This is a genomic window from Paucibacter hankyongi (assembly GCF_037482915.1).
In the GTDB taxonomy this organism is placed as follows: domain Bacteria; phylum Pseudomonadota; class Gammaproteobacteria; order Burkholderiales; family Burkholderiaceae_C; genus Paucibacter_A; species Paucibacter_A hankyongi.
The window spans coordinates 97,572-122,698 of the sequence record NZ_JBBHJX010000013.1 but is presented as its reverse complement, the minus strand read 5'-3'; the positions used below and the strand labels follow the sequence as shown (position 1 = coordinate 122,698).

Below are 25,127 nucleotides of genomic sequence, written 5' to 3'. Positions count from 1 at the left end.
GCTTGCCTTCTGCTCAGAATCTGGGGCTGTCCGTGTTTTCTATTCAACTCTACTACGTCCGAGGCGAAGAATGAAGTATGGTGCGTTGGCGGCAGCCTCTGTTTTTGCCGTGCTATTTACGGCCTGTACGAGCGTTAAATCGCCCGAATCTGCAGATTTCACGGCGCTGAGGCAAGATCTTGAATCTTGCAGAAACTCTAGCCTTTTGGAAATTCCTCCCAAAATGGTGGTCGTGACGCCTGAGCTCACCTTGCCCGATCAGATCAAATGCACCTCAGGTGCAGGCGCGGGGTCCACGTATTGCACAAAAATTCCTGGAATCAAATATCCAGCCATTCAAGAAGACGTCAATGCTGAAGCGCGCGCCCAGGTTTTCAGTGCATGTTTGATGGTCAAACGCTATTCCGAGCAGGACATCCGAGCCAGTGCATCAAACAAGCTCGGAGTCAGGCCAACAAACGACATCGACTTACCTTCCACACAACTGGCCGCCACCAGTTTCGATGTGCTCGTAGGTGCCGACGGCAGTCCGAAAGCACCCGCCGGCTCAAAGTCACTGGACTCACAGCGATTTCGGCCATGGCAAGGGGTCAAAGACTGCGAGTTTTGTCCTCGTATGGTTCAGGTTCCGTCCGGCACCTTCAAAATGGGCAGCCCTGTGGCTGGGAAGGAACAACCGGTTCATTCGGTCAAGCTGCGGAGTTTCTTATTGGGGAAATATGAAGTCACGCAAGCGGAGTGGCTTGCCGTCATGGGCAACAACCCCAGCGCAAATAAGTCCTGTGGGCGTCAGTGTCCGGTTGATAGGGTCAGTTGGAGCAGTGCGCAAGAGTTTGTGAAACGCCTTAACGAGCGCACCGGACTCAATTTCCGATTGCCAACGGAAGCTGAATGGGAATATGCCGCTCAGGCGGGTCGCGGCCACATGGCGCCACCTGATGAGGAAGTTCAGATGCTGAAGAACTTCGCTTGGTACAGCGCCAATAGCGGAGGGGAAGTTCATCCGGTCGGGCAAAAGATTCCCAATGCCTTTGGCCTGCACGATATGCAAGGCAATGTGTGGGAATGGGTCGAGGATGTGCATCATGAAAACTACCAAGGTGCGAGCCCCGTTGGACAGGCCAGGCTGATCGGCAGCGAACAAGACAAGCGGGTACTCCGCGGCGGCTCTTACTTCGACAACCCCAAGCTGCTGCGAACCACTCATCGCAATGCCGATACCCCCGATGCAGCCTATGTGTTCTTCGGTTTGCGTGTCGCGCGTGATCTGGATGCGAGCACCCTGCAGGCCGATCAGGGCGAACCGAAGAAACAAAATCTTCAATAGGCGCACAGACCCGAAGGGTCGGCGTTCAGCGCGCGGGGCGAGTCAAACAGCCCCGCTTCGACACAAGACTTCAGACCTTGAAATAGATCCGGCGCCGATCCAACTGGTCCACGATCAACACCCAGACCGCCACGAAGGCCAGCGCAAAGGCCAGTGAACGGCCAAACGGACCAACCAGCGGCAACAGCCATGCAAAGCCGCCGGCATAGAGTGGCGCCATCAAGCCAAAGCCTTCCAGCACCACGGTGCACATCCAAGCCCCTGCGTAAGCGGCAATCGCATTGACGCCAAAGCTACGGCCGATGGCCGGCAGGCCTGATTTATCGATCAGCTGATGCGCCAAGGCCAAGGTCAGCGCACCCAGACCGCCGGTCCACAAGACAAAAGAGGATGTCCACAGCTGCTTGTTCAAGGGCAGGAATTCCGCCCAGAGCAGACCAGCGCCGGCACTGAGAAGACCCAACATCAACAGGTTCTGCAACTGGCCGCGGCGCAGGAAGTGGCCAGCTTGCAGACCCAGCACACTGGTAGCCAGGGCGCCCAAGGTGCTGACCAGCCCTTCGGGGTCATGACCAATACCAGTGCTGGCTGCCCACTCGTAGGCAAAGCGGCCAAACAGGGCCGCATCCCAACGCGAGGCGATGTTGCCGACCTTGTCCAAGCTGCCTCCCCAGGTCAACAAGGCCGCATAGCCGGCCAGCAAAACCGCCAAGAGCACAAACTGCAGCCTTTGCTTCAGATAGATCGCAACCAAGCCGGTGAAGGCAAAGCAAATGCCTATGCGCTGCAAGACGCCCGGGATACGAAACTCCGGCTTGCTCATCAGCCACCAAGCCAGCGCATGCAAGGCCAGTCCTAAAGCAATGATGCGCAGCGACCGCACCAGCACGGTCTTGGCCATCGGCGCTTGTGGCGCTTGTGCGTCGATGCGTCCCCCAAAGGCCAGCGCGATAGAGACTCCCACGATGAACAAGAAGAAAGGAAAGATCAGATCCGTGGGAGTGCAACCGTTCCAAGCCGCATGCTCCAGCGGCGCGTAGACATGCCCCCAATCGCCTGGGTTGTTGACCAGCAGCATGGCCGCCACGCTCAGGCCGCGCAGCGCGTCCACAGAGGCGAATCGTTTGTTTTTGTTTTGGGGGGCACTCATCTCAAAAATCTCTGGCTCTCAATCAGAAGTCACACAAGCTGCTCAGCGCCGGTTCGGCGGCAGGCACGGTGTCCATCTGGGCAATGCCCTTTGCACGCAAGCGCTGGACCTCCGCCTTCACCTGCTTGGGGTTCAGCACCTGATTGCGGGCATGGAAGAGCCAATCCACATCCTGCTCATAACGACGCGCCTGCTCGGTCTTTGGCAACAAGCCGCCGGGTGAGAACCAGAGATTGAAGTTGATCGACATCGGCGTCACCGGGTAGGTGCGACCGCCATGGTTGGCGATTTGCCGGCCATCCAGAAACAGCTTCACCCGCCCGTCCGACACCTGCATCATCAGCTCATGCCAGCCGTTCAGGCTGCCGAACTCTTCATGCTGCTGGTTGTGCGCTTGCCAGGGCTCGAGTTGCACCGTCTGCCAGGCAATGCCGTAGAGCCGCGTCTTCTCGCTGCCCCAGCCGCCATTGGGCAGGTACTCCCAATCCATCTCGCTGAACTCGGGGTCAAAGTCGTGCTTCAGCGGCGTGACGGCGTAAAAAGTCTGAATCACCGGGTCGCCGTCTACCCCGGCCACCGGCACATCGGTGAAACGGATGCGGGCGGCATAAGTACCCTCCAGATACTTGCGCGCATGGCAAAGCTGCGCCTGGCGAGTGCCTTCGCTGCTGCCGTCGGTGCTGGCGCTCAGGCGCAAGACGCGGTTGCCTTTCAGCTGAGGATCTTCATGCAAGCTGAACTGCTCGGCGCTCCACTGCGCGCCCGGCACGCCGGGGTGGCCGGCCTTGCTGCGCGGGGTCCAGCCCTTGGCCGTCAGGGCCGGTAGATCGGCGTAGCTGAAGTCATCAAAAAAGATTTGCGTCGGCTTGGGCTGTGCGGCGTTGGCCGCTGCGTTCAAGCAAAAAAAGGCGGCCATCACGGCCGCCTTGCTGAAGGTGTTCATCTTGAACATAAGCATTGAAGCCCTCGGGCAATCAGGATGTCACAGCCGCTGCGGCCGAATCGGCCTTGTTCTCAGGCGCCGACTGCGGCTTGGGGAACTTGACGAAGAACATCAGCACCAGGGCAGGAATGCCACAGAGGATGGTCCACAGGAAGAAGTGCTGGTAACCCATGGCCACCTGGATGTCGCCGCTGATGGTCTTGGAGAAGATAAAGCCCAACTGCATCACCCCGGAGCCCAAGGCGTAATGCGCGGTCTGGAACTTCCCCGGCGCCACCGCCTGCATGATGTAGAGAATCATGCCGACGAAACCAAAGCCATACCCAAACATCTCCACTGCGACCGCGGCGCTGATGTGGAACATGTCTTGCGGCAGACTCAGGCTCAGGTAGTAGAAGGTCACATTCGGCACGCCCATCATCAGAATCAAGATGGGCATGGCGCGACGCAGGCTCAGCCAGGAAGTGAAGTAGCCACCCAGAATGCTGCCCACCAAGAAAGCCGCTGTGCCGACCGTGCCATAGACGCCGCCCACCTGCTCGGTGGTCAGGCCGAGGCCGCCCTTCTCGCGCGCTTCAATCAAGAACAAGGGGCCGATGGTCTGCACCTGGCCTTCGGCGAAGCGGAACAAGACGATGAACAGAATCGCCAGCCAGATGCCGGGCTTTTGCAAGAAGTCACCGATCACCTCGCGCAAGGTCTTGGCGACGCCGGCGACGCTGATGTCGGCAGTTTCGGTGTTCAGCGTGCCCGGCAAAGCCCAGGCGTTGTAGCTGGCCAGCAGGGCCAGCAAGACGGCCAAGAGCACGAAGATGATGGACCAAGCATTGAAGACGCCAAACTGCTTCTCCAAGTGACCGGCCAAGACCAAGAGGCCGCCCAGGGTCAAGAACTTCGAAGCATTGAAGAAGGCGCCCTGCCAGCCCGCGTAAGCCGCTTGCTGCTTGGCATCCAGCGCCGCCATGTACAGGCCGTCGCAAGCAATGTCATGCGTCGCCGAGGCATAAGCCAGCACGAAGAGCACGCCGATGGCGGCAGCAAACCACATCGGCAGCTGCAGCGCCAGGGCCAAGAGGCCGAGGCCGGCGGCGCCGGTGAACTGCATGGCCACCACGATCAGCTTCTTGCTGCGCGCCAACTCCAGGAAGGGGCTCCACAAGGGCTTGATCGCCCAGGCCAGGCCCAGCAAGCCGGTCCAGCGGGCGATCTGGTCGTTTTCGACGCCCATATTCTTGAACATCAGGCCGGCAATCAGCATGACGACGAAGAACTGCATGCCCTGCACAAAGTACAGACTGGGCACCCAATGAATCGGGTTGCGCGCGGGCGCGTTGGGGGCTGGTTCCTGGCGGCTCATCACCGGTCTCCTCTTGTTCTTTGAATGTCTGGGCCAGTGAAAGCTCAGTCGCCCAGCTGCACCGGGCTCTGCGCCGTGGCCTTCAGCTCAGCTTGCAACCATGCTTGCAAACCAGCCAAGGCGCCATCGGCATAACCCCAGGTCACCACGGTCGGGCCGGGCACGTCCAAGGCTTGGAAGGGGTTCCACAAGACCAGATGCAAATCCGGGCGCCACTGCTTGGCGTTCTCGGCATAGCGCATGCGGTGGGTGGAGGCCACGATATTCAGTCGGCCGTCCTTGGGCACCGTGGCCCAGTCCAGTGCCAAGATGTCGTCCACGTATTCGACCTGCGCATTGGGGAAGCCGGCAAATAGATCGACGATCTGCTGGCCCGATGGGCCGGCTTCAGACACACCATCGGTCGGCACTTCAGGCTGCACAAAGACCCGCAGCGCGGCATCTTTGGCAGGCGCCTGAGCGCCGCGCAATGCGGTCAAGCCACTGGCCCAAGCCGCGCGCATCAGCTGATCATCGGCTTCACGAGGTGTACCGGTGTAGTCATCGTGACGCACCGGGTAGGCAGCGGCCAGCTTATCGAGCCGCGCGCAGGCGATGCGGCCCTGCTCGGCCGTCAACTCACCGCGTGCAAACGCGTCCTTCAAGGCCTGGATGGACTTGCCCTGCTCTTCCAGGTCGCCCTGGGCCAGGATCATGTCGGCACCGGCCTGGATCGCCATCACGGCTGCGCGGGCATAGCCATAGCGCTCGAAGATGGCCTTCATCATCAGCGCGTCGGTGATCACCACGCCGTCGTAGCCCCATTCATTGCGCAAGATGTCGCGCAAGATCTTGGTCGACAAGGTCGCGGGGTGTTCGGGGTCGATTTGGGGGTAGACGATGTGAGCCGTCATCACCGCCGGCGCTTCGTCACGCAAGGCCTTGAAGGGACGCAACTCCAGCGCGTCCAGCTCGGCGCGGCTCTTGTCCACCGTAGGCAAAGCCAGATGCGAGTCCACATGGGTGTCGCCGTGGCCGGGGAAATGCTTGACGCAGCAGGCCACGCCTTCTTTCAGCGAGCCGCGCATCCAAGCGCCGGCCAAACGCGTCACATCATCGGCGTCTTCGGAGAAGCTGCGCTCGGCGATGACCGGGTTGGCCGGGTTGTTGTTGATGTCGAGGACCGGCGCGAAATTCCAGTTGATGCCGATGCTGGCCAGGCCGCGTGCGACTGCTGCGCCGACGTTCTCGGCCTGCTGCTCGTCATCCGCCGCACCCAGGGCCATGGCCGAAGGGGCTTGCGGCAAGAAGGTGGCGCGCACCACCGAGCCGCCCTCTTGGTCGAGGCCGATCAAGGCCGTCGGGCCCATCACCTCGCGCAGATCGCGGGTCAGCTGACGGACTTCAGCCTCGGTGCCCAGGTTCTTGCGGAACAAGCAAACGGCGCGGACTTGGTTCTCGCGCAGAAAGGCCGCCGTCGCGGCGTCCAGGGACTTGCCCTGGATGTCGACCATGACGAGCTGGCCGGGATGAAAAGCAGTCATGACGGTCGGGCTCAGTTGGTCTTGGTGACTTTGGCCAGGTGCGGTGGCTGATCCGGGTTGCGGCCGCGCGCGCGGGCCAGGGCTTCCACCATGGGGTAAAAGCTCTGCACCACGGCGATCGGGTCCAGATCTTCATTGCCGGTGCAGCTCAAAGGCAGCTCGGCGCCGGGCGTGCCTTCTGGTGCAGCCAGCAGCACGCGCGCACCACGGCCACGCATTTCTTCGGCCAGGGCCAGCAAGCCCGCTTGGGCCGGGCCGCGCGGCGCGAACACCAGCATCGGGTAGCCTTCTTCGACCAAGGCCATCGGGCCATGCTTCACTTCGGCGCCGGAGAAAGCCTCGGCTTGAATGCCGCAGGTTTCCTTGAACTTCAGCGCGGCTTCCATGGCGATGGGCAAGCCGGTGCCACGGCCGATGACGAAGAGCTTGTCGGCGTTCTTCAGCACATCGACGGCCACATCCCAACGCTGGGCGGCGGCTTGTTCCAGCGCTTGCGGCAGCTGTTGCAGCGCGGCTTGCAGGTCTTCGTCACCACTCCAGGCGGCCACCACGCGGGCGCCGGCCACCAGCTGAGCGATATAGCTCTTGGTGGCAGCCACGCTCAACTCGGGGCCAGAACGCAGCGGGAACACGAACTGGGCTGCGTCGGCCAAAGGCGAGCTGTCGGCGTTCACAAAGGCCACGGTGCGGGCACCGCCTTCGCGGAAGAACTTGGTCGGCGCCACCAGATCGGGGCTCTGGCCCGACTGCGAGAAGGCCAGCGAAACCAGACCGTCGCAGACGATCTTGCTTTGATACAGCGTCACCAGCGACATCGGCAGCGAAGTCACCAGACGGCCCATGCGCGCCATCATCAGATAGGCCATGTAGTGGGCGGCGTGGTCGGAGCTGCCACGTGCCACGGTCAGCAAGCTGGTGGGCGGGTTGTCGCGCAGGGCCTGGCCCAGTTCGGCGTAGGCGTTTTGATCGTGGGCCAGTTGGCGAGCCACAGCGGCCGGCGCCAGCAGCGCCTCTTCTTGCATCTTGGATGCGTACTTAGTCTCAAGCGAGGTCAATTTCTTCTCCTTCAACGACCACGCGTTGCAACTGCAGGGCGCGATCCATTACTACCAAATCCGCCCAAGCCCCGACGACCAGTTGGCCGCGATCACTCAAACCCATGTATTCCGCCGCATAGCTGGACACCCGCTTCGACGCGTCTTCAATTTCCAGACCCATGCCGACCAGATTGCGCAGCGCTTGGTCCATCGTCAGCGTGCTGCCGGCCAAGGTGCCATCGGGCAGGCGCACGCCGCCCATGCACTTGGTCACCGTGTGGCTGCCCAGCTTGTAGTCGCCATCGGGCATGCCGGCGGCGGCGGTGGAATCGGTCACGCAGAACATGCAGGGGATGGAGCGCATCGCCACGCGAATCGCGCCCGGGTGCACATGCAGTAGGTCAGGGATGACTTCGGCATAACGGGCATGCGCAAGCGCCGCGCCCACCATGCCGGGCTCGCGGTGATGCAAGCCGGTCATCGCATTGAACAAATGGGTGAAGCCACCGGCGCCTTGCTGCAGCGCGGCCACGCCGTCTTCATAGGTGCCGGCCGTGTGGCCGATCTGCACCTGAAAGCCTTCGGCGCGCAGCTGCGCAATCAACTCCAAGGTGCCGGGTAATTCAGGCGCTAGGGTGATCAAGCGGATCGGGGCCAGCGCGTGCAGCGCATGGATTTCTTCCAAGCTAGCCGGCTTGGCAAAGTCGGGCTGCGCGCCCAATTTGGCTGGGCTGATGTAGGGCCCTTCCAGATGCACACCCAGCACCCGGGCACCGTTCTTGGCGCGCTCGCGGCAGACCGGCGCCAAGGCGGCGATTGCGTTGCGGATATCTTCCAGCGGCGCGGTCATGGTGGTGGCCAAGAGCGAGGTCGTGCCATGGCGCACATGCAGCTTGGACATCTGCAGCGCGGCCTCGCCACCCTCCATGGTGTCGTGGCCGCCGCCGCCGTGCACATGCACATCGATGAAGCCCGGCAGCACGATGGGCAAGGCCACCGCGTCATGCCGAACCTGGCTTTCGCTGACCGGCTCACCCTCGATGCGGGTGATGCGGCCGTCTTGCTGTTCGATGAAGCCGCGGATGAAACCCTGCGGCGTCAGAACATAGCCATCGATGCGCTGAAAAGAAACCATGCCCCGTCTAAGCCTCGCCTATGCCTCGCGTCGCATCTCGGCGACAAAATCGTAGTAATCGCTGCGGCAATAGGAATGGGTCAGCTCCACCGCATGACCGGACTCCAAATACCCCACCCGTGTGATGAAGAGCACCGCCTGGCCCACAGGCACTTCCAAGAGCCCGGCCAGCTTGCTGTCTGCATTGATGGCGCGGATGTGCTGCAAGGCGCGCACCGGGGCCACGCCCAGGGTCGCCAAGTGCTCATACAGCGAGGCCTGCACCGCCATCGGATCGGGCAAGACCGCCTCGGGCATCACCGTCACTTCGTAATTCATCACCACCGAGTCGGCCAGACGCAGGCGCTCCAGCCGCGCCACGCGCTCGCCGGTGCCCAGGCCCAAACTCAGTTGTTCATCGGGGGCTGCGGGCGTGAAGCCGCGGGTCAGCCAGCGCGAGCTGGGCTTGAAGCCGCGCTGATGCAGTTCCTCCGAGAAGCTGGTCAGTCGCGACAGCGGCTGCTCCAGCTTCGGCGCAATGTAGTTACCCGAACCGCGCTTGCGAATGATCAGGCCCTGCTCGACCAAACGGTCGATCGCCTTGCGTGCGGTCACACGCGAGAGCTCAAGGGTTTCGGACAGGACACGCTCGGACGGCAGCGCCTCGTCGGCGTGGTACTCGCCCTGACGAATAGCCTGCGCCAGCTTGTGCGCCAGCTGCATATACAGCGGCGAAGCGGCATCGGGGTCGGCTTTGAATTGGAATGCCATGGTGCTCAAATTTCTCGACGTTGAAGAGCGCTGCGGACGAGGTGCAAGGCCCCCTCGGCAGAGTCGCCTCGAGGCGACACGCAACGGGCACGAATAGTGCCTGAGAAATCCTCTGCCAGACGCAGCGCAATGCTGCCGCACAGCGCCAAAGGCAACTCGGCCGATGGATCCAGCGCCAGCGCCAGAGCTTCCAGCTCCGCCACCGCTTCTTTCACGAACGCGGCCGCCACCGGATCGCTGGGCGCTGCGTCAAAGACCAAGCGCGCCAAGCTGGCATAACCATGTTGACCTGCGGAAGCACACCAGGCCAGGATCTGCGTGCGGTCTGTGCCGGCCACGCCCCACACGGCTTGCGCCAGCGGGCTGACCTCAGTCCGGCCATCGAGCGCTTTCTGCGCATGCCGCATGGCCCGCAGGCCCAGCCAGGCGCCGCTGCCTTCATCACCGCAAATCCAACCCCAACCGCTGGAGTAAGCCCGCGAACCATCGAGACGCAAGCCCTCGCCAACGGTGCCGGTACCGGCCGCCACCACCAAACCGGGCTGACCCGCATGGGCACCCAGCAAGGTGGTGAAGCCATCGTTGTCCAAGGCCAGCAAGGCATAGCCCGGCTGCAGCGCCAAGAAGGCCTCAACCTGCTCGACCACCCCGGCGCCCGACAAACCCAGGCCGATGGCGCATTGCGCAGGGTTCAGGGCCGGCAATCCAGCCTGCGCCGCAGCGGCCTGCGCGGCCTGCTGGATATGACGCCAAGCCTGCTCAGGCCCCTGCCCCAAAGCCGAAGGTCCGGCCTCGCCCTGCCCCAGCAAGACGCCATTCAAATCGGCCAGACGCACCCGTGTGCCAGTGCCACCGCCATCCACCCCCAAGAGGTATTGAACAGCGCCATTCGCCTGGCTCAAGATGCGGGTATGGGAGAAGTCGATGTGCGGCAACATATTCATACCAGTCTAATACCAAAAATAAGGCCAGTCAACGCAACTGGCATTGGTGTTTACCTTGGGTTTCCCCTTGGTCCAGAGACCGCTCTAGGGGGTAATCGGGCGATCATGTCAGGGTCTTACATACCAGTTCAGCACCAAGTTGCGGCTATCCTTGCGGCTATCCTTGGCGCTTTTTTGCGCCTCCGCGGTTGCCTGACGCCGCCCCATTTCCCGAACACATCGCTTCGCCGTGACCGACGCCCTGAACCTTGATGCGCTGACGCGCCTGTCCACCGTGGCCAAGCGCCACCCGGAAAGCGCGCTGCTGCGCCTGGCCGCACTGGAACGCAAGGCGCGCGCCGCCGGCGAACTGGCCGCGGCCGGCGATGCACTCTATGCCCGCTTCTACCTGCTGGAACACCGCGGCCGCGCGCTGGAGCTGCAGGCCGCCCTGACCCAGACCGAGCGAGAGCTGACACCGGAACGCGAGCCCTTGCAGGTCGCGCGCCTGTGCGAAGCACTGGGTCGGCTGGCCTACCAGCAGGGCGAGTACAGCGAGGCCACCGAGCAATGGCGGCGCGCCGCCGAGCTGGCCGCGCAGCTCGGTGAGGCGCGGGTTGGCGCCGCCGCCCGCATCGGCCTGGGCCAAATCCATTACGCCTTCGGCGACTGGGAGCGTGGCCGCGAGGTGCACCGCGAAGCCGCCGCACTCTTGGGTACGGCCGACGACAGCTACCTGGCCGCCAAGCTCGCCCTGAACATCGGCGTGGGTCATTTCGAAACCCATGAGTTGGACGACGCCGAACGCCACTTCAGCCATGGCCTGGCCGCCTCGCGGCGCGGCCAGCACCGCGAGTACGAGGCCGAGGCGCATTGGCAGTTGGCGCGCGCGGCGCTGGCCCGCGGACGGCTCGACTGGGCCACCACCGACTGCCGCATGGCCCTGAGCATTGCCAGCAAGCTCGGCCACAGCTGGCTGGAGGCGGCCGCCAGCCGCAGCTGGACAGATATCGCCCTGGCGCGCGGCGACCAACTCGGCGCCATCCGCAGCACCGAGCATGCCCTGCTCTTGGCTGAACGCATCCATTCGCGCCCGCAGCAGAGCCAAGCCCATCTGCAATTGGCCAAACTGAAAGAGGCGCGCGGTCAAAAAGAAGCGGCGCTGCGCCACCTCTGGCAGCACCAAGCCTTGCAAGCGGAGATCGAACGCCTCAGCAGCGCGGCCCATTTGCCGGCCCAGTCGGCCAGCCACAAGCGCGCCGACGAGATGCTGCTGGCCTTGTCCAATCAACGTTGGCGCATCGGCGACCGGGCCGATCTGCTGCGCGCTTTGCAGCAGCTGTGCGCAGCCAGCGGCCGCATCCTGCAACTCGAGCAGCTGCTGTTTTGGTGGGTGGAGCCCGGCAACGAGGGTGCAAGCGCGGGCACAGCCGATCAAACCGAACCCTTCCCCTGCCTTGACGCTGCGACGCTGCAACCCTATCTGGCCTGGCTCAGCGGCCAAGCCCTGCCCCACGCCCAGTCGAGCCGCGCGGCCCACCCCCATGAGGGCTTGATCGGCAACACGGCGCACTTAGCGACGCTCTTGCCCGGCGCCGCCGGGCACAGCGCGCGCTTGGAAATCCCACTGATGGTCGGCACCCAGTTGGTGGCCTTGCTGTGGTTGCTGCCCAAGCAAAACGAGCACGACTGGAGCAGCCGCGAGCTCTTGCAAGCCAGCCATTTGGCGCGGCTGTTTGAAGCGCTGCTAAGCAGGCGCTAAGCCGGCGACACGGTCTACAAAGCCCAGTCGACCGGCCGACCTTGCCGCGCCAACCAAGCCGCTGCCTGCGAAAAATGCCCGCAGCCGATGAAAGGCGCAGGGGGACGCAGGGCCGACAAGGGCGAAGGATGGTTGGCCTGCAAGATCAAATGCTGCGGCCCGGCCGCGGCGATCAAGCCGGCCTTGGCCTGTGCATACGCACCCCAAAGCATGAAGACCTTGGGCGCCGTATCGCGCGCCGCGGCGGCCACCAAGGCATCGGTCAAGGCCTCCCAACCCTGCTTGGCATGGCTAGCGGGCGCACCGTCCTCGACCGTCAAGCAGCTGTTGAGCAACAAGACACCGCGCTCGGCCCAGGCACTCAGGCTGGGCGACATGGGCGGCTGCTGCCCCAGATCGCGCTGCAATTCCTTGAAGATATTGCGCAGACTGGGCGGCGGCTTCACACCCTCCGGCACCGAGAAGGCCAGGCCCTCGGCTTGACCGGGGCCGTGATACGGATCTTGGCCCAAGATCAGCACCCGGGTCTGGGCCAGCGGCGTGAGGCGCAGGGCGCGAAAAGGATCGGGCGGATAGATGATGGCGCCTGCTGCGGCGCGCTCGGCCAGCAAGGCCAGCAGCTGCTGGCCGGCCGCACTGTCGCGCCAAGCCTCGACGAGCGGCCGCCAACTGCCATCGACCTGGGCCAGGCTAGCGGCCAGATTCATCTCAAGCGAACAAAGCGGCCAAGGCCACACCCGGGTCGGGTGCGCGCATAAAGGCCTCGCCCACAAGGAAGGCGTTGACCTGAGCGGCGCGCATGGTCTGCACATCGGCGGCGCCCAGAATGCCCGACTCGGTCACCAGCAAGCGATCGGCCGGCACGTCTTGCAGCAATCCCAGCGTGGTGTCCAGCGTGACCTCGAAACTGCGCAGATTGCGGTTATTGATGCCGACCAGCGGCGTCTTCAAACGCAATGCCCGTTGAAGTTCGGCACCGTCATGCACCTCGACCAAGACGTCCATCTTCAGACTCAAAGCCACCGCCTCCAGATCGGCCATCTGGGCATCGTCCAAGCAAGCGGCGATCAGCAAGATGCAGTCGGCGCCCATCGCACGCGCCTCAAAGACCTGGTACTCATCGACCATGAAGTCCTTGCGCAGCACCGGCAGCTCGCAGGCGGCGCGCGCCTGCTGCAGATAAGCCACCTGGCCCTGGAAGAACTGCTCGTCGGTCAGCACACTCAAGCAAGCCGCACCATGCTTGGCATAACTTTCAGCAATGGCGGCGGGCTGGAAGTTCTCTCGCAGCACGCCTTTGCTGGGCGAGGCTTTCTTGATCTCGGCGATCACCGCGCTCTGGCCCGCCGCGATCTTGGCGCGCAAGGCGGCTTCAAAGCCACGCTGGTCATGCCGAGCTTCCGCCTCATCACGTACGCTGGACAGCGAACGATGCTGACGCGCCCGCGCCAGTTCTTCATATTTCACCGCAACAATGCGGCGCAGGATGTCAGACATGGCTTGATTCCTTCAGCCTCTTGCTCTTCACAAGCGAGGCGTTCTCATCTGTTTCACAAACTCAACCCGGCCCGTTCCACACCCAGGCGCCGAGCCATCACATCAGCCAACTGGCTGATCAACGCATGCTCGGCGCGCCCGGCATTGGCGCGGGTTTGAAAGACGCGCAAGGGCCGTCCGCCATCGACATGGCGGAACTCCAGCGCCAGCGACTGGCGCTTGGAGCCGGCAATGCACAGCAGCTTCCAGCCGGCGCCCTTCAGCACCGCCGGTGCGCCGGCTTGGCCGACCGGTTCGACCCGCGCGTCGGCCAAGCCGATACGCCAGCCGATGCCGGGCCTCTGCATCAGCACATACATCAGCATGCCGGCCACCACCAAAGACAAGGCCAACCAGCCAAGCTCGCGCACAAAGGGCATGCCCTCAACGCGCACGGTGGCCAGGCCCAGCGCGGTGCCCGCCAGCCCGACGATCAGCGCAGCCGGATGCGGCTCCAGTAAAGGCAGCACCAGGCTGTCCGATGCCTCCGCCTCGCTCAGCAGTCGGCGCAGCAGGGCGGCATTCGACCTCATGCCGCCGCAGCTCCCAGGGTTTGGGTGGCGCCGACAAACTGATTCAGCTTGGCCCGCGCCGCGCCGCTGGCGATGGCCGCGCGCGCCAGCCCAATGCCCTCGGCGATGGAGCCGGCACGATTGGCGGCGTAAAGCGTGGCGCCAGCATTCAAGATGACGATGTCGCGCGCCGGCCCTTCTTCATTGGCCAGGGCGCCCAGCAACATGACCCGTGACTCCTCCGGCCCACTGACCCGCAGGCTGCGGTTCGACACCATGGCCAGACCAAAGTCTTCCGGGTGGATCTCGTACTCGCGCACCTCGCCGTTTTTCAGCTCGCCCACCAGAGTGGCGGCGCCCAACGAGATCTCGTCCATGCCGTCCTTGCCGTAGACAACCAGCGCATGTTCGGCGCCCAGGCGCTGCATCACCCGCACCTGAATACCGACCAAATCGGGGTGGAACACGCCCATCAAGATATTCGGCGCACCAGCCGGATTGGTCAGCGGGCCCAGGATGTTGAAGATGGTGCGCACACCCATTTCGCGGCGCACCGGCGCGATGTTCTTCATCGCCGGATGGTGATTCGGCGCGAACATAAAGCCGATGCCGGTCTGCGCAATCGACTCAGCCACTTGGGCCGGCGTCAGCATGATGTTGGCACCCAGAGCCTCCAGCACATCGGCACTGCCGGTCTTGCTGGAGACGCTGCGGTTGCCATGCTTGGCCACTTGCGCGCCAGCCGCGGCAGCCACAAACATCGAGCAGGTCGAGATATTGAAGGTGTGGGCGCCATCACCGCCGGTGCCCACCACATCGACCAGATTGGGGTTCACGGGCTGCGGCAGCGGCACCTTGTTCGACAACTCGCGCATCACCTGCGCGGCGGCGGTGATCTCGCCAATGGTTTCCTTCTTGACGCGCAACCCGGCCAGCAAGGCGGCCGACATGACGGGCGACATTTCGCCGGCCATGATGCGGCGCATCAGCGTCAACATCTCGTCGTGGAAGATCTCGCGGTGTTCGATGACGCGGGTCAGGGCTTCGGTATCGGTAATCGGCACGGTCAATTTCCTCTCAAGCGAAGTATTCGCGCACGGCGGTCACGGCGCGGTCAATGCCGGCCGCGTCCACATCCAAATGGGTGACAAAACGCAGCTGATAAATGCCGGTGGCCAGCACGCCACGCGACTTCAGATGCGGCAACAAGCCGGCTGCGCGCTCAGCCGCCTCGGACTTGACGCTCACAAACACGATATTGCTCTGCGGCGCCTCCACCGCCAGCGCCTCAATGCCTTGCAGGCCGGCGGCCAGGCGTTGGGCCAAGACATGGTCTTCGGCCAAACGCGCCACTTGATGGTCCAGCGCATAGTGCGCCGCAGCCGCCAGCAGGCCGGCCTGGCGCATGCCGCCTCCGACCATCTTGCGCCAGCGCCGCGCTTGTTGGATGAATGCCTGCGAGCCACACAAGACCGAGCCCACCGGCGCGCCCAGGCCTTTGGAGAAACAGACCGAGACACTGTCGAAATGCTGAGTGATGGCGCGCGCGGAGGCGTAGGGGTCGCCGCCTGCACCGGCGCCAACCACTGCCGCATTGAACAAACGCGCGCCGTCCAAGTGCCGACTCAGGCCATGCTTGAGCGCCAAGCTTGAAGCCTGGGCCAGATAGTCCAAAGGCAAGACCTGACCCCGGATGGTATTCTCCAGCGTCAGCAAGCGGGTGCGGGCGAAGTGGAAGTCATCGGGTTTGATATTGGCCGCGATGTCGGCCAGACTCAGCGAGCCATCCGGCTGATGGTTCAAGGGCTGAGGCTGAATGGAACCCAGCACCGCCGCGCCCCCACCTTCCCAGCGGTAGGTGTGGGCGAACTGGCCGACGATGTACTCATCGCCGCGCTGGCAGTGGCTCATCAAGGCGCACAGATTGCTCTGCGTACCACTGGCGAAAAACAGCGCCGCCTCAAAGCCAAGCCGCTCGGCCAAGGCTTCTTGCAAGGCATTGACGCTGGGGTCGTCGCCAAACACATCGTCGCCCAGCGGCGCGGCCGCCATCGCTTCCCGCATGCCCGCCGTCGGCTTGGTGACGGTGTCGCTGCGTAAATCAATCAAGGCTGCCATGGCGAATTACAAGGCCAGGGTCAGGAAGTTCTTCAGCATCGCATGACCATGCTCGCTGAGGATGGATTCGGGATGGAACTGCACCCCTTCCATCGGGGTGGCGCTGCCGGCCAAAGCCCGGTGACGCACCCCCATGATCTCGCCGTCATCGCTGCGCGAAGTGATCTCGAACTCGGGCGGCAGCGTCGCTTCGTCGATCACCAGCGAGTGATAGCGGATGACGCTGAACTCAGCAGGCAGGCCTTTGTAAACGCCTTTTTGATCGGTGCTGAGCACGCAGGCCTTGCCATGCATCTGATGCTTAGCCCGCACGATCTTGGCGCCGAAGGCCGCACCCATGCTTTGATGCCCCAAGCAAACGCCAAGAATAGGCAGCTTGCCAGCAAAGTGCTGGATGGCCGGCACGCAGATGCCCGCCTCGGCTGGCGAGCAGGGGCCGGGCGAGAAGACCAAGTGGTCGGGCTTGAGCGCGGCGATCTCTTCGATGGAGATCTCATCATTGCGCACCACCTTCACCTCGGCCCCGAGTTCGCCGAAGTACTGCACCAGATTGAAGGTGAAGCTGTCGTAGTTATCAATCATCAACAACATGATCAGAATCCTTCCTCAACCAATTCAGCCGCGCGAATCAGCGCTCGTGCCTTCGCCTCGGTTTCTTGCCATTCCAGCTCGGGCACCGAGTCGGCCACCACGCCGGCTGCGGCCTGCACATAGAGCGCTTCGTCCATGACGATGCCGGTGCGGATGGCAATGGCCAGGTCCATATCACCGGCAAAACTCAGGCAACCCACCGCGCCGCCATAAATGCCGCGCTTGACGGGCTCCAGTTCGTCAATGATTTCCATGGCCCGCACCTTGGGCGCACCGGTCAGCGTGCCGGCCGGGAAAGTGGCTTTGAGCACATCCAGATTGCTGCAGCCCTCGGTCAGCGTGCCTTCGACATTGCTGACGATGTGCATCACATGCGAATAGCGCTCCACCACAAAGGCGTCGGTCACCTTGACCGAACCGATCTTGGCGATGCGGCCAATGTCGTTGCGCGCCAAATCGATCAGCATCAAATGCTCGGCCAACTCCTTGGGGTCGGCCTTCAGTTCTTTTTCCAGCGCCAGGTCTTTTTCCACCGTGCCGCCGCGCGGCCGGGTGCCGGCCAGCGGTCGGATGGTGACCTTCTCGCCGTCCGCGGTGGTCTCTTGGCGCACCAGAATTTCCGGCGAGGCGCCCACGATCTGGAACTCGCCCATATCGTAGAAATACATGTACGGGCTGGGGTTCAGCGAACGCAGCGCGCGGTACAAGCTCAGTGGCGACTCGGTGTAGCGCTTGCGCAGGCGCTGGCCCACTTGCACCTGCATCATGTCGCCAGCGGCGATGTAGTCCTTGGCTTTTTGCACGGCGGCCAGATAGTCGGCCTTGGCGAATTCGCGCTCCACCGGGTGGGCCAGACCGCGCTTCACCGTGGGCGCCGAGACGCTGTAGTTCAGCTTATCCCGCAACTCGGTCAAGCGCTTCTTGGCCTTGTGGAAGGCCTCGGGCTGGCCGGGATCCGCATAGACGATCAGGTAAAGACGACCCGACAGGTTGTCGATCACCGCCAACTCTTCGCACTGCAAGAGCATCACATCGGGCGTGCCCACGCCGCCGGTTTTTTCGGTGTGCGCCAGCTTGGGCTCGATGTAGCGCACCGCGTCATAGCCGAAGTAGCCGGCCAGGCCGCCGCAAAAGCGCGGCATACCGGGGCGCAGCGCCACCTTGAAGCGCTGCTGGTACTGCTCGATGAAGTCCAGCGGATTGCCCTCATGGGTCTCGACCACCTGCCCGTCGGTGATGATCTCGGTACGCTGGCCACTGCTTTTGAGCACGGTGCGGGCCGGCAGGCCGATGTAGGAGTAGCGCCCAAAGCGTTCACCGCCGACCACCGATTCCAGCAAAAAGCTGTTGCGTCCCGATTTGCCGCCATAAGCGCCGGCGCCAGCGCACAGCTTCAGGTAGAGGGACAGCGGGGTTTCAAGGTCCGCAAAAGCCTCGCTGATCAGCGGGATGCGGTTGTAGCCGGAAGCCGCCAGGCTCTTGAATTCAAGTTCGGTCATCATCAGTTCTTTCAAACCCTTGCGGCCCGGCGGACACCTTTTCATGGGGTCGCGAGAGGCCGCGAAAACAAAGCATCAGGGCGCTTGGCTGACAAGCCTGATCTCTGGGCGGCCCCGGTCGGGCTCGGCGCAAGCTTGCGCAAGACAATGCGCCATGTCAGGCGCAAGGAGAGATCAGTGGAATTTTCGCCGCACACGCAAGGTGCGGCGGGCAAGCAGCAAGCGTCTTCTTCAGACGAAGTCGGGCTGGCGACGCCAGGGCCAGGCTCCCCGGTCGTGAGACCCCTTGATGTGCTTGCGCGTGATGAACATGATGAAATCAGTGTATCAGCCTCCTGTGACATCCAGCGCAGACAAGGCCAGGGGCTTCGGGCCATACTCGCTCTGCGTCGCGCGCTACGCAAGTGCGGCCCCACCGAACCGGAACAATCGACAAGATGCGCAATCTTCTATTCGCAACGCTGCTGGCCTTGGGCCTGCAACAGCCCTTGACCGCGCAGGCTCAAGCGCCCGCCACGGCTACAGCGGTCGAGTTGGCTGGCGTCAAGTACGAGCCCAGCCTGAATGTGGGCGGCCAAGTGCTGCAACTGAACGGCGCCGGCATCCGCTACAAAGCCGTCTTCAAGGTCTACACCGCCGGCCTGTACTTGGGCAGCAAAGCCAACAGCACCGAGGCCGTGCTGGCCGCGCCTGGCCCTAAGCGCCTGCACATCGTGATGCTGCGCGAGGTGGACGGCAATGAGTTGGGTCGCCTCTTCACCAAGGGCATGGAGCAAAACGCACCGCGCGAAGAGTTTGGCAAAGCCATCAACGGCGTGCTGCGCGTGGCCGAAGTCTTCGCCAGCCGCAAGAGCCTGACGACGGGAGAACACTTCTCCATCGATTACATCCCCGGCACCGGCTCGGTGGTGCTCTTGAACGGCAAGCCCCAAGGCGCGCCGATCAAGGAGCCTGAGTTCTTCTCGGCCCTGCTGCGCATCTGGCTGGGCAAGTCACCGGCCGACGATCAACTCAAAGACGCCCTGCTGGGCATCGTGCGCGAGCGCGCCGGTCGCAGCTGAGCCCTCAGCCCAGCACGATCTGATCCAGCCGGTCCACATATTGCTGGGCCGGCACCTGGCGAATCGGCTCGCCATGGTTGTAGCCATAACTGACCAGCACCACGGAGCAACCCGCCGCATGAGCCGCCTGCGCATCGTTGCTGGAGTCGCCGATCATCCAGGTCCGAGCGGGCATAGACCCTAAGGCTTCGCAGGTTTTCAGCAAGGGCAAGGGATCGGGCTTTTTGCGCTCGAAATCGTCGCCGCCAAATACTTGGTCAAAAAAGCCATCCAAGCCTTTGACGCGCAGCAAGTCACGGGCAAAGGCTGCCGGCTTGTTGGTCAGGCAGGCCATCGGCAAGCCCAACTCACGCAGGCGCACGAGGCCTTCGCGCACGCCCGGATAGACCTCGGCGAACTGGCCATTCAAGGCGCGGTATTGCTGTTGGTACAGCGCCCACGCCTGTTCATAGACCTCGGGCGATCCGCCCACCTGCGCCAGGCACGTGCGAATCAAGTGCTCACTGCCGCGCCCCACCGTCTTCTCGACAAAGGCTCGGTCCACCACCGGCAGGCCCAGCTCGGCCAACACGCGCTCCAACACCGCCACAAAATCCCCCAAGGTATCCACCATGGTGCCGTCGAGATCGAGGATGAAGGCCTGCGGGCCATGGTGAGGCAAGGTCGGCGAGTTCACAGATGGATTGCGCTAGTCACAAGATGCGCCGTATTAGACCGTAGAGACCGTAGCGGCCGTCACCCGCCTCGGACTCTCGAGGGCGGCCGGATCAGTCGGCGCCCGCCTTGGCCGATCTTTTCGCTACCGGTTTCTGGGCCTCGCCACGCGCCGGCAGGGTCATGGTCACGGCCTTGAGCAGGCCGGGCATCTCCGCCTGGCCGGGCGAGCCTGGGCCCAGCAGTTCGGCCAAGGTGTGGCGGTCCAGTCGGGCCAGGAAGTCGTTCAAGGCCTCGCCCAGGATGCCGGTCAAGCGGCAATAGCCGTTCAGCTTGCAGCTGTTGCCGCTGCCCAGGCACTCCACCAACGCAAAGTCAGGCTCGACGGCGCGCACCAAGGCGCCGATACGGATGTCTTGCGGAGCCATGGCCAGACGCATGCCGCCGCCCTTGCCGCGCACGGTGGCGATCCAGCCCTGCTGCCCCAACTGGTGGGTGATCTTGGTCAGGTGCGCCTCGGACACGTCGTAGGCCTGCGCGATCTCGGCGGTGGTGCACAAGCGATCGGGATTCATGCCGAGATAAATCAGCATGCGCAGGGCATAGTCGGTCATCGCGGTCAAACGCATCGGGCAGGTCCTGGATTCAAGGTCGGGTCAGCCGGGCTGGCCGTCGGCCCGCGGCCGCAGCAGCATCGGCGTGTAACGCCACAAATAGAGCCCAAAAGCCAGACACCACAAGGCGGCCGACAGCTGAGCACTGCGCAGCAGCATTGTCGGCGCAAGCAGCGGGCCAAAAACCCGCAATAGGGCCGCCAGCAGCATCGCCAGATAGGCCCAGCGTTCAACAGCCCCTGCCTTCAAGGGCCGACCGGTATGCCCCAGTGCGGTACGGGTGATCATGCCCAAAGTGATCATGCCGATAAGGCCCAGCGTCAGCGCATGGGTGGCCGGGCCGGCCGGCGTCCAGCCGAGCTGGGCCGAGGCGCGCAGGGCCAGGTGAATCGGCAGCCAAGCGTAGGCGGCGTGCAGCACCCAAACCAGCGGATGACGCAGGGTGCCCCAGGGTTGCCACAGCGCCAGGCGCACGCCGTGCGCCACCATGGCGAAGAGCAAGACGGCCAATAGCGGCCAGCCGCCGACGCCCCAACCATCCATCAACAAAAGTGCCAGCACCGAGCCGAGCGCGGCCTGCTCCACATGCGGCTGCCGCGTCGCCTTCAGGCCCGGCACGCCGTTGTTGGAGAACATCGGCACCACCCGCCCGGCCATCACCGCGATCATGAACAAAAGCACATCCAGCGCCACTGGCAGGCCGAGGCCTTGCAAGACATGGGCCGCGGCCGGCGGCACCCAACCCAATAGACTCATATGCAGGGCCGCGGCGGCGACGCCTATCAAGAGCAGCAAGGCCACAAAAAAGTAGTTGCGGCTGTTTTGGCCGGCGTGCAGCGCTCGCCACAGCCCCCAGGCCGCGCACCAGGGCACGGCCACGTTGACCAACATGGCAGGCACGGCATAGGGCGTCAGCACCAATACCCGTGCCAGCAGCCAGAGCAGGGCCAGCGCCATCAAGGGCTTGCCGGTCGGCGTGTCCTGCCCCGACCAGTTGCGCCCGGCGGTGAACAGAAAGCCAATCACCACCGCCAGCGCATAGCCGAACACCATCTCATGGGCATGCCAGACCGAGCCGCGCAGCAGCGCCTGCGGCAGCAAGCCGGAGAACTGCAAAACCCACATCGGCACGCTCAGCAGGGCCAAGAGCGCCGCCAACAGATAGAAGGGCCGGAAGCCCAAGTCCCACAGCGCCAAACCGCGCGGCGGCGGCGCGCGCTTGGCCTCTTGCAGCGGAATGAAGGGCGAAGAAGCGCCGGACGCGGGCCGCGGCGTCGGCGGCAGGATGGGCATGCTGCGGGCCATAAGGAGTTGCCTGAATGAAGTTGCGAGATTGCCGCAGCGGCCAAGCCGGTGCGGCGTGGCCAACTCAGCCGCCGCAGCAGCCGCAGCAGCTCTTGCCGGCGCCCTTGCGCGCAATGCGCACCAGCCATTGAACCGGCCCGCCCTCCAGCACCGTCCATTCAAACTGGCCCGGCCATTGAGCCTGGAACTGCGCCTTCAGCGGCAGCGGTTCATGGTCGCTGGCCAACTCGAAGGCCGCACCGGGCTCCAGTTGCTGGAACGCAGCAAAGATGCGCGCATGCCGCTCGTAGGGCGGGATCTGGCGTACGTCAATCACGGTCAGGCCAGATTCAACCGGCTCAAGAATGCTGTTCATCGGGCTTGCCTTTTTAAAGTTTCATATTGGATGAATCTATTGTGCAGCAGGCCACCTATTAAAGCAATATTTAAAATGAAGCTTTAAGCAAGGGCCTCACGATTCCAACCCTGTGGCGGCGGGCTCTACAGACTTTCACGCAGGAGCGAGACCGTCACAATCGATTACGCTCGCGGCCCCAGACGAATATTTCCCGCGCGCACCCGGCGCGCACACCCTGTCCGCGCCGCCTCCCCCGCCCCCTCCTCAGTCCCATGACCCTGCTCGTCGCTCCGCAACTCAGCCGCCATCTGGTCGACAACCCCAATCTCGCCGCCTGGCTGGAAGAGTGCGCCGAGGTGTCGCTGGTCTTGGCCATCGCCCCGGCCGGCTTTGGCAAGACCACCGCGCTCTTGAGCTTGCATGAGCGACTGCAGGAAAAAGGCTTTGCCACCGCCTGGATCCAACTCAGCGCCGATGACAACCACGTCGAGCGCCTGTGCGCCCTGCTCGACTCCGCACTGCCCGCCGGCAGCCACAGCGAACAGACCCAGCCGCTGCCCAATTTGATGGACGCCCGCTACACCGGCTCGCGCCTGGGCCAGGATGTGCTGGACGCGGTAGCCGCCTTGAACCGGCCCACCGCCATCTTTCTGGACGACTTCGATCACCTGCGCGAGGCCCGCGCCGTCGACCTGATGCAGCGCTTGATCGAGCGCCTGCCGCCGCAGTGCAAGCTCTTCATCAGCGCCCGCAGCGCGCCGCTCTTGCGCCTGTACAAGCTGAAGGCACAGGGTCGCCTGCTGCAAATTGGCATGACCGAGCTGAGCTTCGACTTCGAACAGGCCGAGACCTTTTTGAACCAACGCCATCAGCTGCAACTGGACGCCCCCAGCGTGCGCCGCCTGCTGCACGCCACCGAAGGCTGGCCGGCCGGCCTGCAACTCGCTGCGTTGGCCTTGAAGGGCCGAGGCGACAAGCGCGGTTTCATCGAAAACTTCTGCGAGCAGACCGCCGACATTGGCCGTTACCTCTACGAAGAGGTGTTCTGGGACCAGGCCGAGGAGATCAAGAGCTTTCTGCTGCAAACCAGCTTCATCAAGCAGCTCGGCCCCGGCATCTGCAATGCGGTCTGCCAGATCAGCAACGCGGCCACGCTCTTGCGCCAACTCGAGCAACAAGGTCTGTTCGTGCTGCGCATGGGCGCGGCCGGCACCGAGTTTCGCTACCACCCCTTGTTTGCCGAGTTCCTGCTGCGCAAGCTCGGCGAAGACCACCCGAACTGGTTGCCCGGCCTGCATCAACGTGCGGCCGACTGGTTTTTGCAGGCCGGTGACCCCGGCGCGGCCGTCGACCATGCACTGGCCGCCGGCAACCATGAACAGGCCTGCACCATTTTGGTGGGCCATGTGTGGCAGGCGCTGGCGCGCGGCCATATCAGCACCTGCCGCCACTGGCTGGCGCAGATTCCGCCGGCGCAACAAGCCAGCCACCCGGAGCTGCTGGTGGCGCTCAGCTGGGCACACATCTTTCGCTACGAATACGCCAAGGCCAGCGAATTGGCCGAGCAGCTGAAGCACGAACCGGCGGTGCAGACCATGCCGGAGTACCGGCTGCTGAGCCCCTTGTCGCTGGTGCTGATGGACCGCCTGGCCGAATGCGAGGCCGCGCTGCACAACCAGGAGGTGCTGGCCCTGGGCGGACTGAGCGAGGCCACCTTCCGCGGCATCAGCGCCTATGTTGACCTGTGCTCGCATCGCTTTGAAGCCGCCATCGACAACTCGGACCGTTCGCTGCAGCTGTTCAAGCGCATGGGCAGTGTTTACGGCACCACCTTCAGCTACGGCATCAGCACCTACACGCTGCTGGCCCAGGGCCGCGCCTTGCAGGTGATCGCGCGGCTTGAGCCGGCGCTGGCCGAACTCAGTCGCGTCAGCGGTCGCCACAGCGCCAGCTGCGCCTATGTGGGCGTGTACTTGGCCGGCGCGCTGTACGAGTTGGGGGAATTCGAACGCGCCGAAAGTCTGGCGCGCGAGTACCTGGACCTGTCCGCCGAATTGGTGTTTCTGGATGCCATCGTGATCGCGCACCGCATCTTGTCGCGCGCCCATTGCCGCGCCGGCCAGTACGCCGAAGCGGCTGCGCTGATCCACTCCGGCACCGAGTTGGGCCGTACCCTGGGCCTGATACGCATCGTGGCGCCGATGCGGCTGGAGCAGCAATACCAGGTCGTGCACCAGTTCGACCACGGCCACCCGCTGGCACCGGAACGGCTGAGCCTATTGCCGGCAGCCTGGGACTTTGCTGCCGACCGCATGACGCCGATCAATGATGTAGAGGACCAGGCCCTGGCCGGCCTGCGCCTGGGCCTGCGCGATGGCCGAGCAGAAGAAGTGCTGGCCGCCTGCAAGATCAAGCGACCCAAGGCACAACAACTGGGCCGGCGCCGCCGCCAACTGAAACTGGGCCTGCTGCAGGCGCAAGCCCTGGCCACGCTGCAACAGGAAGACGAGGCCCTGCGGCTCTTGTCGGAGCTGGTGTTGACCGACGGTGAACTGGCGCTGCGCGCCACCTATCTGGAAGAGGGCCCACAGCTGATTGCCCTGCTGGAGCGGCTGCGCCACTCAAGCCTGGTTCCGCCGGCCCAGGCTCCGCGCCTGCGTGCCTTGGTGAACCTGATCCTGGGCAGCGACGCCGAGGAGATGAGCGCCCCCCTCCTGCTGCCCGACAACGAGCAGCCCACTGCTGCGCCCCCCACAAGCGCCCCGCCCGCCCCAGCAAGCGACTGCGGGCTCTCGCCCCGTGAGCTGCAAATTCTGCAATGCCTGTCCGCCGGCATGCCCAACAAGCTGATTGCCAACAGCCTGCATATCTCCGAGCCGACGGTGAAGTTCCATCTGCGCAACATCAACCACAAGCTCGACGCCCGCAACCGCACCCACGCGGTCTTTATTGCGCGCGAACGCGGCTGGGTCAGCTGAAGCGCATCAAGACCC

The 25,127-nt window shown here is 63.8% G+C and carries 23 protein-coding genes; 4 read left to right on the top strand and 19 right to left on the bottom strand.

All coding sequences use genetic code 11. The features are described from left to right. Positions 1–70 precede the first annotated feature (70 nt). Positions 71–1,327: a formylglycine-generating enzyme family protein gene (locus WG899_RS17485; protein WP_339596934.1), complete on the top strand. Its 1,257-nt coding sequence runs from the start codon at positions 71–73 to the stop codon at positions 1,325–1,327. A gap of 70 nt (positions 1,328–1,397) precedes the next feature. Here WG899_RS17485 and WG899_RS17480 read toward each other — a convergent pair whose 3' ends face one another. The 8 genes from WG899_RS17480 to WG899_RS17445 are packed head-to-tail and all read right to left on the bottom strand — an operon-like array spanning position 1,398 to position 10,160. Then, complete coding sequence (locus WG899_RS17480; RefSeq protein WP_339596933.1) at positions 1,398–2,477, bottom strand: acyltransferase family protein; 1,080 nt, start codon at positions 2,475–2,477, stop codon at positions 1,398–1,400. 22 nt (positions 2,478–2,499) lie between these two features. Next, entirely contained in the window at positions 2,500–3,435 is a 936-nt protein-coding gene (locus tag WG899_RS17475) for a glycoside hydrolase family 16 protein (protein ID WP_339596932.1), read from the bottom strand. Between the two features lie 16 nt (positions 3,436–3,451). Then, on the bottom strand, positions 3,452–4,777 hold the full coding sequence (locus WG899_RS17470) for an MFS transporter (RefSeq protein WP_339596931.1): 1,326 nt from the start codon (positions 4,775–4,777) through the stop codon (positions 3,452–3,454). A gap of 44 nt (positions 4,778–4,821) precedes the next feature. Beyond that, positions 4,822–6,300 (bottom strand): beta-N-acetylhexosaminidase, encoded by a 1,479-nt coding sequence (gene nagZ / locus WG899_RS17465; RefSeq protein ID WP_339596930.1) that lies wholly within the window; start codon positions 6,298–6,300, stop codon positions 4,822–4,824. An 11-nt stretch (positions 6,301–6,311) separates the two neighbouring features. Next, complete coding sequence (locus WG899_RS17460; protein ID WP_339596942.1) at positions 6,312–7,322, bottom strand: SIS domain-containing protein; 1,011 nt, start codon at positions 7,320–7,322, stop codon at positions 6,312–6,314. A 19-nt stretch (positions 7,323–7,341) separates the two neighbouring features. Next, positions 7,342–8,472 carry an N-acetylglucosamine-6-phosphate deacetylase gene (gene nagA / locus WG899_RS17455; RefSeq protein ID WP_339596929.1) on the bottom strand — a complete coding sequence of 377 codons (1,131 nt, stop codon included), beginning with the start codon at positions 8,470–8,472 and terminating at the stop codon, positions 7,342–7,344. Positions 8,473–8,490: 18 nt separating this feature from the next. Then, positions 8,491–9,222, bottom strand: coding sequence for a GntR family transcriptional regulator (locus WG899_RS17450; RefSeq protein ID WP_339596928.1), 732 nt, complete (start codon positions 9,220–9,222; stop codon positions 8,491–8,493). A 5-nt stretch (positions 9,223–9,227) separates the two neighbouring features. Continuing rightward, positions 9,228–10,160 (bottom strand): glucosamine kinase nucleotide-binding domain-containing protein, encoded by a 933-nt coding sequence (locus WG899_RS17445; protein WP_339596927.1) that lies wholly within the window; start codon positions 10,158–10,160, stop codon positions 9,228–9,230. A 235-nt stretch (positions 10,161–10,395) separates the two neighbouring features. Here WG899_RS17445 and WG899_RS17440 point away from each other — a divergent pair, with 235 nt between their 5' ends. Continuing rightward, positions 10,396–11,907: a tetratricopeptide repeat protein gene (locus tag WG899_RS17440; protein WP_339596926.1), complete on the top strand. Its 1,512-nt coding sequence runs from the start codon at positions 10,396–10,398 to the stop codon at positions 11,905–11,907. A gap of 14 nt (positions 11,908–11,921) precedes the next feature. Here WG899_RS17440 and WG899_RS17435 read toward each other — a convergent pair whose 3' ends face one another. The 7 genes from WG899_RS17435 to trpE are packed head-to-tail and all read right to left on the bottom strand — an operon-like array spanning position 11,922 to position 18,166. Then, entirely contained in the window at positions 11,922–12,614 is a 693-nt protein-coding gene (locus WG899_RS17435) for a uracil-DNA glycosylase (RefSeq protein ID WP_339596925.1), read from the bottom strand. A gap of 1 nt (position 12,615) precedes the next feature. After that, the gene (trpC, locus tag WG899_RS17430) at positions 12,616–13,404 is read right to left on the bottom strand and encodes an indole-3-glycerol phosphate synthase TrpC (protein ID WP_339596924.1); all 789 of its coding nucleotides are present in this window, start codon (positions 13,402–13,404) and stop codon (positions 12,616–12,618) included. Positions 13,405–13,457: 53 nt separating this feature from the next. Then, complete coding sequence (locus WG899_RS17425; RefSeq protein WP_339596923.1) at positions 13,458–13,976, bottom strand: hypothetical protein; 519 nt, start codon at positions 13,974–13,976, stop codon at positions 13,458–13,460. Next, on the bottom strand, positions 13,973–15,019 hold the full coding sequence (trpD, locus tag WG899_RS17420) for an anthranilate phosphoribosyltransferase (protein ID WP_339596922.1): 1,047 nt from the start codon (positions 15,017–15,019) through the stop codon (positions 13,973–13,975). The genes WG899_RS17425 and trpD overlap by 4 nt, the downstream gene beginning before the upstream one ends. 13 nt (positions 15,020–15,032) lie before the next feature. Continuing rightward, positions 15,033–16,073 carry a low-specificity L-threonine aldolase gene (ltaE, locus tag WG899_RS17415; RefSeq protein WP_339596921.1) on the bottom strand — a complete coding sequence of 347 codons (1,041 nt, stop codon included), beginning with the start codon at positions 16,071–16,073 and terminating at the stop codon, positions 15,033–15,035. A 6-nt stretch (positions 16,074–16,079) separates the two neighbouring features. Beyond that, entirely contained in the window at positions 16,080–16,664 is a 585-nt protein-coding gene (locus tag WG899_RS17410) for an anthranilate synthase component II (protein WP_339596920.1), read from the bottom strand. A 2-nt stretch (positions 16,665–16,666) separates the two neighbouring features. Next, complete coding sequence (gene trpE, locus WG899_RS17405; RefSeq protein ID WP_339596919.1) at positions 16,667–18,166, bottom strand: anthranilate synthase component I; 1,500 nt, start codon at positions 18,164–18,166, stop codon at positions 16,667–16,669. 434 nt (positions 18,167–18,600) lie between these two features. On the opposite strand from trpE, the gene WG899_RS17400 reads away from it, so the two are divergent. Beyond that, positions 18,601–19,224, top strand: coding sequence for a chalcone isomerase family protein (locus WG899_RS17400; protein ID WP_339596918.1), 624 nt, complete (start codon positions 18,601–18,603; stop codon positions 19,222–19,224). A 4-nt stretch (positions 19,225–19,228) separates the two neighbouring features. Here WG899_RS17400 and WG899_RS17395 read toward each other — a convergent pair whose 3' ends face one another. From WG899_RS17395 to WG899_RS17380, 4 genes are all read right to left on the bottom strand, one after another. Beyond that, positions 19,229–19,837 (bottom strand): HAD-IA family hydrolase, encoded by a 609-nt coding sequence (locus tag WG899_RS17395; RefSeq protein WP_444718865.1) that lies wholly within the window; start codon positions 19,835–19,837, stop codon positions 19,229–19,231. A gap of 154 nt (positions 19,838–19,991) precedes the next feature. Then, positions 19,992–20,507, bottom strand: coding sequence for an RrF2 family transcriptional regulator (locus tag WG899_RS17390; protein WP_339596916.1), 516 nt, complete (start codon positions 20,505–20,507; stop codon positions 19,992–19,994). A 27-nt stretch (positions 20,508–20,534) separates the two neighbouring features. Further along, positions 20,535–21,797: an NnrS family protein gene (locus tag WG899_RS17385; protein WP_339596915.1), complete on the bottom strand. Its 1,263-nt coding sequence runs from the start codon at positions 21,795–21,797 to the stop codon at positions 20,535–20,537. Positions 21,798–21,861: 64 nt separating this feature from the next. After that, a complete protein-coding gene (locus tag WG899_RS17380) occupies positions 21,862–22,152 on the bottom strand; it encodes a DUF2249 domain-containing protein (protein WP_339596914.1) in 291 nt (96 codons plus the stop codon). Between the two features lie 254 nt (positions 22,153–22,406). Between WG899_RS17380 and WG899_RS17375 the strand changes: the two genes are divergently transcribed. Continuing rightward, positions 22,407–25,112: a helix-turn-helix transcriptional regulator gene (locus tag WG899_RS17375; RefSeq protein ID WP_339596913.1), complete on the top strand. Its 2,706-nt coding sequence runs from the start codon at positions 22,407–22,409 to the stop codon at positions 25,110–25,112. Positions 25,113–25,127 lie beyond the last annotated feature (15 nt).

Bases quoted from the DNA above. Each gene is read 5' to 3' on its own strand.
- nagA (WP_339596929.1), bottom strand. From the start codon at position 8,472: ATGGTTTCTTTTCAGCGCATCGATGGCTATGTTCTGACGCCGCAGGGT.
- WG899_RS17390 (WP_339596916.1), bottom strand. From the start codon at position 20,507: ATGCGTTTGACCGCGATGACCGACTATGCCCTGCGCATGCTGATTTAT.
- WG899_RS17410 (WP_339596920.1), bottom strand. From the start codon at position 16,664: ATGTTGTTGATGATTGATAACTACGACAGCTTCACCTTCAATCTGGTG.
- WG899_RS17385 (WP_339596915.1), bottom strand. From the start codon at position 21,797: ATGGCCCGCAGCATGCCCATCCTGCCGCCGACGCCGCGGCCCGCGTCC.
- WG899_RS17480 (WP_339596933.1), bottom strand. From the start codon at position 2,477: ATGAGTGCCCCCCAAAACAAAAACAAACGATTCGCCTCTGTGGACGCG.
- WG899_RS17460 (WP_339596942.1), bottom strand. From the start codon at position 7,322: ATGCAAGAAGAGGCGCTGCTGGCGCCGGCCGCTGTGGCTCGCCAACTG.
- trpE (WP_339596919.1), bottom strand. From the start codon at position 18,166: ATGATGACCGAACTTGAATTCAAGAGCCTGGCGGCTTCCGGCTACAAC.
- WG899_RS17435 (WP_339596925.1), bottom strand. From the start codon at position 12,614: ATGAATCTGGCCGCTAGCCTGGCCCAGGTCGATGGCAGTTGGCGGCCG.
- nagZ (WP_339596930.1), bottom strand. From the start codon at position 6,300: ATGACTGCTTTTCATCCCGGCCAGCTCGTCATGGTCGACATCCAGGGC.
- WG899_RS17400 (WP_339596918.1), top strand. From the start codon at position 18,601: ATGCGCAATCTTCTATTCGCAACGCTGCTGGCCTTGGGCCTGCAACAG.
- trpC (WP_339596924.1), bottom strand. From the start codon at position 13,404: ATGTCTGACATCCTGCGCCGCATTGTTGCGGTGAAATATGAAGAACTG.
- WG899_RS17450 (WP_339596928.1), bottom strand. From the start codon at position 9,222: ATGGCATTCCAATTCAAAGCCGACCCCGATGCCGCTTCGCCGCTGTAT.
- WG899_RS17470 (WP_339596931.1), bottom strand. From the start codon at position 4,777: ATGAGCCGCCAGGAACCAGCCCCCAACGCGCCCGCGCGCAACCCGATT.
- WG899_RS17445 (WP_339596927.1), bottom strand. From the start codon at position 10,160: ATGTTGCCGCACATCGACTTCTCCCATACCCGCATCTTGAGCCAGGCG.
- WG899_RS17395 (WP_444718865.1), bottom strand. From the start codon at position 19,837: ATGGTGGATACCTTGGGGGATTTTGTGGCGGTGTTGGAGCGCGTGTTG.
- WG899_RS17375 (WP_339596913.1), top strand. From the start codon at position 22,407: ATGACCCTGCTCGTCGCTCCGCAACTCAGCCGCCATCTGGTCGACAAC.
- WG899_RS17475 (WP_339596932.1), bottom strand. From the start codon at position 3,435: ATGCTTATGTTCAAGATGAACACCTTCAGCAAGGCGGCCGTGATGGCC.
- WG899_RS17425 (WP_339596923.1), bottom strand. From the start codon at position 13,976: ATGAGGTCGAATGCCGCCCTGCTGCGCCGACTGCTGAGCGAGGCGGAG.
- ltaE (WP_339596921.1), bottom strand. From the start codon at position 16,073: ATGGCAGCCTTGATTGATTTACGCAGCGACACCGTCACCAAGCCGACG.
- WG899_RS17485 (WP_339596934.1), top strand. From the start codon at position 71: ATGAAGTATGGTGCGTTGGCGGCAGCCTCTGTTTTTGCCGTGCTATTT.
- WG899_RS17380 (WP_339596914.1), bottom strand. From the start codon at position 22,152: ATGAACAGCATTCTTGAGCCGGTTGAATCTGGCCTGACCGTGATTGAC.